This window comes from uncultured Bradyrhizobium sp. (genome assembly GCF_964252615.1).
In the GTDB taxonomy this organism is placed as follows: Bacteria; Pseudomonadota; Alphaproteobacteria; order Rhizobiales; family Xanthobacteraceae; genus Bradyrhizobium.
In genome coordinates, this window is sequence record NZ_CAXUNQ010000029.1 from 47,266 (window position 1) to 56,676 (window position 9,411).

The 9,411-nt window shown below is 64.1% G+C and carries 10 protein-coding genes; 3 read left to right on the forward strand and 7 right to left on the reverse strand.

The features are described from left to right. Positions 1-150: 150 nt before the first annotated feature. Positions 151-1,383, forward strand: coding sequence for an acyl-CoA dehydrogenase family protein (locus ACFE72_RS15315; RefSeq protein WP_375413961.1), 1,233 nt, complete (start codon positions 151-153; stop codon positions 1,381-1,383). Between the two features lie 72 nt (positions 1,384-1,455). On the opposite strand, the gene purD is transcribed toward ACFE72_RS15315, so the two are convergent. The 4 genes from purD to ACFE72_RS15335 all read right to left on the reverse strand — a co-directional run bounded on the left by purD (position 1,456) and on the right by ACFE72_RS15335 (position 4,767). After that, entirely contained in the window at positions 1,456-2,739 is a 1,284-nt protein-coding gene (gene purD, locus ACFE72_RS15320) for a phosphoribosylamine--glycine ligase (protein ID WP_375413962.1), read from the reverse strand. Positions 2,740-2,908: 169 nt separating this feature from the next. Continuing rightward, positions 2,909-3,214, reverse strand: coding sequence for a winged helix-turn-helix domain-containing protein (locus ACFE72_RS15325; RefSeq protein ID WP_375413963.1), 306 nt, complete (start codon positions 3,212-3,214; stop codon positions 2,909-2,911). Between the two features lie 3 nt (positions 3,215-3,217). Then, complete coding sequence (locus ACFE72_RS15330; protein ID WP_375413964.1) at positions 3,218-3,772, reverse strand: hypothetical protein; 555 nt, start codon at positions 3,770-3,772, stop codon at positions 3,218-3,220. Continuing rightward, on the reverse strand, positions 3,769-4,767 hold the full coding sequence (locus ACFE72_RS15335) for an alpha/beta hydrolase (RefSeq protein WP_375413965.1): 999 nt from the start codon (positions 4,765-4,767) through the stop codon (positions 3,769-3,771). The genes ACFE72_RS15330 and ACFE72_RS15335 overlap by 4 nt, the downstream gene beginning before the upstream one ends. Positions 4,768-4,898: 131 nt before the next feature. Here ACFE72_RS15335 and xseA point away from each other — a divergent pair, with 131 nt between their 5' ends. Then, entirely contained in the window at positions 4,899-6,518 is a 1,620-nt protein-coding gene (xseA, locus tag ACFE72_RS15340) for an exodeoxyribonuclease VII large subunit (protein ID WP_375413966.1), read from the forward strand. Positions 6,519-6,656: 138 nt separating this feature from the next. Here xseA and ACFE72_RS15345 read toward each other — a convergent pair whose 3' ends face one another. After that, on the reverse strand, positions 6,657-7,484 hold the full coding sequence (locus ACFE72_RS15345; RefSeq protein WP_375413967.1) for a dienelactone hydrolase family protein: 828 nt from the start codon (positions 7,482-7,484) through the stop codon (positions 6,657-6,659). Between the two features lie 186 nt (positions 7,485-7,670). Here ACFE72_RS15345 and ACFE72_RS15350 point away from each other — a divergent pair, with 186 nt between their 5' ends. Next, entirely contained in the window at positions 7,671-7,907 is a 237-nt protein-coding gene (locus ACFE72_RS15350) for a DUF2093 domain-containing protein (protein WP_375413968.1), read from the forward strand. A gap of 71 nt (positions 7,908-7,978) precedes the next feature. On the opposite strand, the gene lpxK is transcribed toward ACFE72_RS15350, so the two are convergent. Both lpxK and ACFE72_RS15360 read right to left on the reverse strand, forming a co-directional pair. Further along, positions 7,979-9,001 carry a tetraacyldisaccharide 4'-kinase gene (gene lpxK / locus ACFE72_RS15355; RefSeq protein ID WP_375413969.1) on the reverse strand — a complete coding sequence of 341 codons (1,023 nt, stop codon included), beginning with the start codon at positions 8,999-9,001 and terminating at the stop codon, positions 7,979-7,981. Next, positions 8,994-9,411 (reverse strand): 3-deoxy-D-manno-octulosonic acid transferase (locus tag ACFE72_RS15360; protein ID WP_375413970.1); only part of this gene is annotated, 418 nt, incomplete at its 5' end. The genes ACFE72_RS15360 and lpxK, both read right to left, overlap by 8 nt.

Consider the following 9,411-nt stretch of genomic DNA (forward strand, 5'->3'; position numbering starts at 1 on the left):
CCGGGACAGCCCGGGCATGACGGCTGAAACGGAAACGACGAAATTTATCGGCTTCAAACTTTGTTTGTCGTCGCCAATGCCGCGCCATAACTGTATTCAGGTCACAACCCGTCAAGCAACTTCAAAAACAAACACAAACGAGGAAACGTCATGGCGATCGATTTCGAGATTCCCCCTGAAGCCAAGGCGATCCGCGAGAAAGTCCGGCAATGGGTGCATGACGAATGCATCCCGGCCGAGAAGGCGCTGGATGACAAGCCGCTGAAGGAGGTACTCGATCCCCTGCGCAGGAAGGCCCGCGCGCAGGGCCTGTGGTGTCCGTTCATTCCGAAGGAATATGGCGGCATGGGACTTGGGCCGCTTGCCAACGCGCTGGTGCAGATGGAGCTTGGCGAGAGCTCGCTGGGGGCCCTGTCGATGAACACTCAGGGTCCCGACGATGCCTCGATGCTGACGATCCTGGCGCACGGCACCGAGTACCAGAAGGAGAAATTCTTAAAACCGCTGCTCAATGGCGACAAGCGCATCTGCTTTTCGATGACGGAAAAAGCTTCCGGCGCCGACGCCACCGGCATGCAGACCCGCGCCGTCAAGGACGGCAACGCAAATTACGTGCTCAACGGCGAGAAATGGTTTTCCTCCTCGGCCTCCGTCGCCGACATCGCGCTGGTGATGGCCAAGACCGATCCCGAAGCGCCGCGCCACAAGCAGTTCTCTACCTTCATCGTCGAATTGCCCAACCCCGGTTACACCATCAAGCGCAACGTCAAGAACATGGCGATCGAGGGTCCGCATTACGACCAGCTTTCCGGCGGCCACTCCGAAATCGAGATCAAGGATTTGAAAGTGCCCGCCGACAATCTGCTCGGCGGCGAAGGCAACGGCTTCAACATGGGCCAGCACCGCCTCGCCTATGGGCGCTTGCGCCACGGCATGCACAATATCGCGAAAGCACAGCGCGCGCTCGACATGGCGACCGCCCATGTCACCCAGCGTTCGACCTTCGGCGTGATGCTGTCGGACCGCCAGGCCGTGCAGTTCATGCTGGCCGATTGCGCCAGCGAGCTCTACATGGCTCGGCTGATGCTGCTGCACATCGCCTACAAGGCGGAAAAAGGCCTTGACCTCACCCAGGAAAATTCCATCGCCAAAGTATTCCTGGCGCACATGGTGCACAAGGTGGTCGACACCGCAATCCAGCTCCACGGCGCGCTCGGCTACAGCCAGGATACGATCCTGGCGAAGTGGTACACCCAGATCCGCTCGCAGCGACTGGTCGACGGCCCCGATGAAGTGCACAAATGGCGGGTCGGCCGCAATGTCATCAAGGCCTACAAGAAGCACGGCACCACGGCGTCGGCGGCCGGCGGGGACTTGATCTAGCTAGGATACCATCATCGCGAGCGAAACGAAGCAATCTAGCGCCGCCAGGGGTCAAGCCTGCGTATGACGCTTCTATTTTCCGGCCTGCTCCCGCGCCACCGCCTGCCAGCCGATGTCGCGGCGGCAGAACCCTTCCGGCCAGTGGATCCGGTCCACCGCTTCATAGGCGCGGCGCTGCGCCTCGGTCACGGTATTGCCGAGCGCGCACACGTTCAGCACGCGTCCGCCGTTGGCGAGGATCCGGCCGTCCTTTGAAATCGTGCCGGCGTGGAAGATCTTGACGCCCTCGACCTTCGCGGCTTCGCCGAGGCCATCGATCACCGAGCCTTTGCCGTAATCGCCGGGATAGCCTTTGGTGGCCATGATCACGGTGAGCGCGGCAGCGTCGTACCAGCGCAGGCTGAAATTCTTCAATTGTCCATCGGCGCAGGCAATCAGCGCCGGCACGACATCGGACATCATTCGCAGCATCAGCACCTGGCACTCCGGATCGCCGAACCGCGCATTGTATTCGACCAGCTTAGGTCCCTGTTCCGTGACCATCACGCCGGCATAGAGCACGCCCTTGTACGGCGCGCCCATTGCCTTCAACGCACGCAACGTCGGTAGGATCATCTCCTCCATGACGCGGGCGCAGATCGCATCGGTCATCACAGGTGCGGGCGAATACGCCCCCATGCCGCCGGTGTTCGGTCCCTTGTCGCCGTCGAAAGCGCGCTTGTGATCCTGCGCGGTGACCAGCGGCAGCGCATGCTCGCCGTCGCACAGCGCGAAGAACGAGGCTTCCTCGCCGCGCATGAACTCCTCGACCACGACTTCGGCGCCGGCGCCGCCAAGACCGCCGGCGAACATCATATCGACCGCGTCGAACGCTTCCGCCTCGGTCATCGCCACCACAACGCCCTTGCCGGCGGCCAGACCGTCCGCCTTGACCACGATCGGCGCGCCGTGCGCGCGGATGTAAGCCTTGGCTTTTTCAGCATCGGTAAAATGGCCATAAGCCGCGGTCGGAATTCGGTTGGCGCGGCACAGCGCCTTGGTGAAATTCTTCGAACTTTCCAGCCGGCCTGCGGCCCTGGTCGGGCCGAATGCCTTGAAACCGGCGGCGTTGAGATCGTCGACGATGCCTGCCGCGATCGGCGCGTCCGGCCCCACCACGACGAAATCCACCAGGTTGCTGCGGCAGAAACCGACCACCGCGGCATGGTCGGTGATATCGATCCCAACGCATTCGGCCTCCCGGGCGATGCCGGCGTTGCCCGGCGCGCACCACAGCTTGGTCAGCAGCGGGGAAGCCGCGATCTTCCACGCCAGCGCATGTTCGCGGCCGCCGGAACCGAGCAGGAGGATGTTCATGCCTGTCGGTTAGCGAACCCGTGCCCGGGATACAAGCGAATGGGCGCGCTTCCACACAGGACTCGTCATTCCGGGACGCGCGTAGCGCGAGCCCAAATCCATAACCGCGATCGGCGTGTATGGATACCCGGCCTGCGCCAAAAGGCGCATTCCGGAATGACGGCGTTTGTTACGGCCGCCCCGCGCCCGCTTCGATGATCTCCTTCAGATACGCCACGTGCCGCGCGAACGCGCCCCGGCCTGCTGCGGTCGCGGTCACCGTGGTCTGCGGCTTTTTGCCGACAAAGGCTTTTTCGATCGAGACATAGCCCGCCTTCGACAGCGTTTCGATATGGGCGCCGAGATTGCCGTCGGTGGCGCCGGTCAGTTTTTTCAGTTTTGAAAATTCCAGCCCGCCTGCCGCAGGCAGCGCGTTCAGCGCCGCCATGATCCGCAGGCGCAGCGGCTGATGGATGATGTCGTCGAGCTCTGCCATCGGTCAGCTCCGGCGCATCCAGAGGCCGCCCAGGATCAGTCCGCCACCGTCGACAAAGGCCATCCAAAGGTCAAACCAGTCGCCGAGACCGAAGTAGCCAATCAACGTCAGCGCGGTGATGCCAAGGCCGATGGCGACGAAGGCATGTCCAATCCACAGGCCGGCGATGGTGTAGACCAGCATGAAATAGATCGGCCAGAACGTTCCCAACTGTCGCGGCGTGAAATGGCCGAGCACGTTTGCACAAAATACCCCGAATGCGACGAACAACACAAATGCCGCAAGCATCCTTATGTCGAAGGTGCGGACCCCCTTGCGGACCTGATCATGCCTCGACACCAGGAACGAGCCCGCTATCCCGGCGATATAAATCGTGGCCCAGGAATAGCCGGCCTGGCGCGGCGACAGGTACGACGCCACGTAGCCAGTGAAGGCCAGCAAGCCCCACATGATCATCATCAGGCTGGCGAGATTGTATATCCTGGATTGCCGGACGCGCCGGACGATGGCGTCGATATCCGATAGCGCGGAAGCGGCCTCCTGGCTGTCGATGCTCATGAGCTCAGCCCCGTTGTGGCTACGTCGTCCGCGATGACGGACACCGCGGCGGGATCCCCGACGATGCCCATGTGGTTGACGCCGTCGATGATCCTGACCGGCACTCGGTTTCCGACCATCTCCTGGTACTTGCCGGGCAGCATCAGCTCGTCGGCAGACCCTGCAAAGATCGCGATCGGCCCGCGCGCCGCGTCCAGATCCTGGCGGAAGTCGCGCGAGGCGGCGAAGTTGCGCAGCAGCCGGTTCGAATAATTGGCGTTCAATATCCTTGCCGAATTCGGCGCCACTGCGAAAGCGACCGTCGGCAGCGATTCGGCCCAGTCGATCCCTAGGTCGCGCAGGACGCGGAGCGCCAACAGCCGGGGAATATCGGCGCTGGCCCAGCCGCCGGCATCGGGCCGGTTACTGGGCGCGCCGTAGCCGAGATAAGGCGCAAGCAGCACCGTGCGGGCAAACAGGCTCTGGATCGGCGAGGCCGCTACCCGAAGTGCAAAGCCTCCACCGGAGGAATGGCCGACTAGGGTCAGAGGCTCGGCGGGATGGACTTTACGAACTTCCGCGACGAAATCGGCCATATCGTCCTCGAGCTGGCCGAAATAACCGATATCGCCGCGAGTGCCGGATTCGCCATGGCCGCGAACGTCCACCGCGTAATTTCCCACGCCGCGCGCCGCGAGCGCCTGCGACAGCGCCTGGATCGCACTTCGGCTGGAGCCGGACGAGCCGTGCACAAGGATTGCAATGCAGCCCACCGGCGCCGTGCGCGCGGGATAGTGCCGATAGGCGAGTACCGTACCGTCGCGAGCCTGGAAGCGATCGACCGCGGGCAGCGCGCTGAAATCGATCCATTTGCGCGATTCCGAGATTGACGCCAGTTCCGGCGGCTGCCGGAGCGGCCAGGCGATCATTCCGGCCAATACCAGAGCGGCAAATCCGGCGATGGCGAAACCCCAGACAACGGCCCTCAAGCCGCCTGACACGATGGTGGTACTCACGTGCAATTCCTCATTTAGAGTTTGATAGATTACTCTATAATACAGAGTAATCTATATTGCAAGCCTTTGTTTGCGTGGACGGCTAAACCCCGCCCTTGCGTGCGGGAGCGAAAAGTCGGATTCGATACCGAATGACCGCCGCCGAAACCCTGCTCAACGCACCGGAATTTACGGTGTCCGAACTGTCGTCCGCGCTGAAGCGGACGGTCGAGGATGCCTATGGGCATGTGCGGGTGCGCGGCGAAATCTCCGGCTTTCGCGGCGCTCATTCGTCCGGGCATTGCTATTTCGCGCTGAAGGACGAGAGCGCCAAGATCGAGGCGGTGGTCTGGAAGGGCGTCCATGTCCGGATGCGGTTCAAGCCGCAGGAAGGCCTCGAGGTCATTGCCACGGGCAAGCTCACCACCTATCCCGGCTCGTCGAAATACCAGATCGTGATCGAGGCGCTGGAGCCCGCCGGCATCGGCGCCCTGATGGCGCTGATGGAAGCGCGCAAGCGCAAACTGGCGGCCGAAGGCCTGTTCGACGAGGCACGCAAGCAATTATTGCCATGGCTGCCCGAGGTGATCGGCGTGGTGACGTCGCCGACCGGTGCGGTGATCCGCGACATCCTGCATCGGCTCAAGGATCGCTTTCCCCGCCGCGTATTGGTGTGGCCGGTCAAAGTGCAGGGTGAAGGGTCGGCCGATCAGATCGCCGCTGCGATCCGCGGCTTCAACGCTTTGCCGGAGAACGGCCGGGTTCCGCGGCCTGACCTGGTGATCGTCGCGCGCGGCGGCGGTTCGCTGGAGGATCTGTGGTCGTTCAACGAGGAGATCGTGGTGCGTGCCGCGGCCGAGAGCATGATTCCGCTGATCTCCGCGGTCGGCCATGAAACCGATATCACGCTGATTGATTTCGCCGCCGACAAACGTGCGCCGACGCCGACCGCGGCCGCCGAAATGGCGGTTCCGGTACGCGCCGAATTGTTTGTCGAGGTTGCAGGCTACGCGCGGCGCATGTTGCTGTGCTGGCGGCGCGGCCAGGACAGCCGCCGCAACGAATTCCGCGCTGCGATCCGCGCGCTGCCGGCGGCGGCCGAACTGCTCGCCATTCCCCGCCAGCGGCTGGATGGATTGACGGCCTCGCTGCCGCGCGCGCTGAAAGCCAACACCCATGCGCATTTCCGGCGCTTCACCCAGGTCAGCGCCCGGCTGACGCTGCGGGTGTTGCGGGCGCAAGTGGCGCACGCCACGCAGCGCTTGACCGTAAGCGGCGAGCGGCTGGCGCTTTCGGCGCATGCGCTGCTGCGCCGACGCCGCGACCGCTTCGCAGGCCTTACGATCAGGCTGAAATCCTCCAAATTGGCCAACGCGCAGGCGCAGCGTAACGCGATTGCGCGGAACCGCGAACGCGCCCAACGGCTCACCGAACGCGCGCGGCGCGCACTGGCGACCGCAATGCAGCGCCAGCACGCCCGCATCGGGCACAGCGGACAGTTGCTGGCGGCGCTGTCCTATCGCGGCGTGCTCGCGCGGGGCTTCGCCCTGGTGCGCGATGAGCGGGGAGCTTCAGTACATGCCGCCGCGGCGATCGGACCGGGCGCACGGCTCGCTCTGGAATTTGCCGATGGCCGCGTCGGGGCGACCGCGGAGGCGGACCGGCCCGCGGCGACGGCGGCGCGAACCAGCCAGCCGAAGCCTGCGAGCGAGCCCAAGCTCGTTGCGCCAAGACGCGTCGCGAAGCCGGTCGATCAAGGAAATCTGTTTTAAGAAGCGTCGTCCCGCGAAGACGGAGACCATACGCCACGCTGCCGATGATACGGAAAGCGGAAGTGATATTTTTTTAACGCGCAATATCGAATAAGCGCCCGGGGGCATGGATCCCGCCTTCGGAGACGACGCTGAATATTACCGCGCCAGCCACTCCGCGACGCGCTTTTGCGAATCCGCGCGGGCATCGGGATCGCTGCCGAGATGCCCGCGGTCCGGCACGCTGGCATCGGCACCGGTAATCGCGTGCAACGGCAGATTCGCGCGATCGAAGTCGTGAACCGCATTCGGATAGACCACGATCCGCGCCAATGCGCTGCGCCCGCGCGCGCCGTCGACCATCTGCCGGCAGGCCGAAGGCGAGCTGACATCGTCGCCGGCGCCGATCAGCAGCAGCGTCGGCACCCGCGCGCTCCAGCCGAGACCGGACGAAAGGCGGCAATCCGGATAGAATGCCACAGCCGCACGGAAATCTGGCCCGGCCTTGCGCGATGCCAGTTGCGGTCGCACCGCCCACAGCACTGCGCTGGCACCGTTGGCCCAGCCGATCAGACTGATACGATCCTGCGATACCCACGGTTGCTGCATCAGCCACTGCCGCGAAGACATAATGTCGGTGACGCGCTCGCGGCGGGCCAGCACGCGCCGCTCCTTGACCCGGCATTGCGGACCGAGCTCGCGTGAGCCGTAGCTGTCCGGCAACAGCACCGCGTTGCCGTCCTTCAACAATTGTTCGGCCCAGTCGCGATAGCGCGGCTGGATCTGGTCCGACTGTCCGTTCAATCCGCCGCAACCGTGCAGCGCGATCACCGCCGGGAAAGGACCCGAGCCATCCGGCTTGAACAGTTGCGCATGCAGTACGCCATTACTCGAGGGAATATCGACCTGCTGCGCTGCCGGCGCCGCCGCGGCGGCATATGTCGCCGCGAGAAAGCCCAGTGCCATGAAGGTGGGAAGCAGGCGCATCGCGTTCCGCCTCTTATATGGTGCCGAAAACAACGGCCCCTGCACCGAATCTATCACGCGGTTTAAGCCGCAATTCATCACAAATCGGTGGGTTTGACGCCAGGACCGCAAGGCCTATTTATGCTAGGGTGCTCCGGACTTGATCCGGGGTCCGGACGGACCGGATCGATCCCAAGGAGAGCCTGCGTGCTGAATAAATTCGGTCCCTCGGGCCATGGCGAAGCCCAGGTGCAATATCTGGACGGCGATTTCCGAGTGATCTCGCCGGGCACCTATGTGCGCTGTGCGGTGACCGGGGCGCAGATTCCGCTCGACGAGTTGAAATACTGGAGCGTCGATCAGCAGGAAGCCTACGCGCTGCCATCCGCGGTGCTGCAGCGTCATTATCCCGGGGCGCTGAAAACAAGGGACGGCAATTCGTAGGATGGGTTGAGCGAACGGGTTCCATCGTTCCTGGCCGATGCCTGTGATGGTTTCGCTTTGCTCAACCGATCCTACGATCGGAATTTCTTCGCGCGGGCCTTGAACAGTCGGTCGCTCGCGAACCTCAGCAATTTCGGTTCGTCGCCGAATCGCAGCGTCACCGCGAACGGCACGATATCGCGCGCTGCGGGCATAAGCTTGCCACCGTCGCGCAGCCGCGCCAGATCCTTTTCCGTAGTCACCAGCGCCAGTCCATCGCGCTTTGCGGCGGTGGTCAGGGCGTCGATCTCGGTTTCCAAAAACGGATGATGGTCGGCGAACGCTTTCTCCGCGACGACCTCGGCACCGCCGGCACGCAGCATCCTGAAAAACCGGGAGGGATCGCCGATACCCGCGAAGGCCAGCACGCGCTTGCCGCGCACCGCGGCGACCGAAACCTCATCCGGCCCCAGATGCGCGCGCAGCACCAACCCGCCTTGCGCGGCGATGGCAGCCGCGACCGGGTCCGCGGCGCTGCCGCTGCCAACGATGACGAGCACGTCGGTGCGGGCCAGTTGCGGCGGCAGCGGCGCGCGCAGGGGTCCTGCAGGAAATACGCGAGCATTGCCGAGTCCGCGATCGCCGTCGATGACGATCAGCGACGCGTCCTTGCGGATTGCGGGATTCTGGAAACCGTCATCCATCAGGATGACGCTGGCGCCCTGCGATCGTGCCAATGCGACGCCATCGCCACGATCGCGAGCGACGACGACCGGCGCCGTCCCCGCCATCATCAGCGGCTCGTCGCCGACATCGGTGGCGGCGTGCCGTTCGGGATCGACCTTGACCGGGCCGCGCAGTTTGCCGCCATAGCCGCGGCTGAGCACGATCGGCGCCTCGCCGGCCTCGCGCAACAGACCAAACAGCGCCAACACCGTTGGGGTCTTGCCGGCGCCGCCGACGTGATAGTTTCCGATGCACAGCACAGGAATGCCGGCGTCGATCCCGTCGCGCTTCAGGCGTCGAGCCGCGACCGCGCCGTAGATCGCGCCGAGCGGCATAAGCAATCGCGACGTCAGCGAGGGCGGCCGATACCAGAAGGCCGGCTCATGCATTCGCCGCCCCCATCTCGAGCCGCAATTGCAACAGATACGGCTCAAGTGCGGCGAGCGTGCGCTGCAGCGCGCCGCCGAGTTGCTCGACCACGCGCTCGGCGGCGTCAACCGATGCCTGCCGCTTTACCGGGTCGCCCAGCCATTGCCGGAGCTGCCTCACCAGCGCTTCACGGCTGTCGGCCTGTTTCGCGCCGCCGGCGGCATCGAGCGCGTCATAAACATCGGTGAAATTGAATACGTGCGGTCCATGCGCGATCGCTGCACCGAGCTTGATGGCCTCGATCGGATTCTGCCCGCCATGTTCGACCAGCGAGCCGCCCATGAACACGATCGGCGCCAGCCGATAGAATAAGCCGAGCTCGCCCATGGTATCGGCGACGTAGATGTCGGTGTTGGCGGTCGGCAAATCC

Bases quoted from the DNA above. Each gene is read 5' to 3' on its own strand.
- ACFE72_RS15315 (WP_375413961.1), top strand. From the start codon at position 151: ATGGCGATCGATTTCGAGATTCCCCCTGAAGCCAAGGCGATCCGCGAG.
- purD (WP_375413962.1), bottom strand. From the start codon at position 2,739: ATGAACATCCTCCTGCTCGGTTCCGGCGGCCGCGAACATGCGCTGGCG.
- ACFE72_RS15325 (WP_375413963.1), bottom strand. From the start codon at position 3,214: ATGGCAGAGCTCGACGACATCATCCATCAGCCGCTGCGCCTGCGGATC.
- ACFE72_RS15330 (WP_375413964.1), bottom strand. From the start codon at position 3,772: ATGAGCATCGACAGCCAGGAGGCCGCTTCCGCGCTATCGGATATCGAC.
- xseA (WP_375413966.1), top strand. From the start codon at position 4,899: ATGACCGCCGCCGAAACCCTGCTCAACGCACCGGAATTTACGGTGTCC.
- ACFE72_RS15345 (WP_375413967.1), bottom strand. From the start codon at position 7,484: ATGCGCCTGCTTCCCACCTTCATGGCACTGGGCTTTCTCGCGGCGACA.
- lpxK (WP_375413969.1), bottom strand. From the start codon at position 9,001: ATGCATGAGCCGGCCTTCTGGTATCGGCCGCCCTCGCTGACGTCGCGA.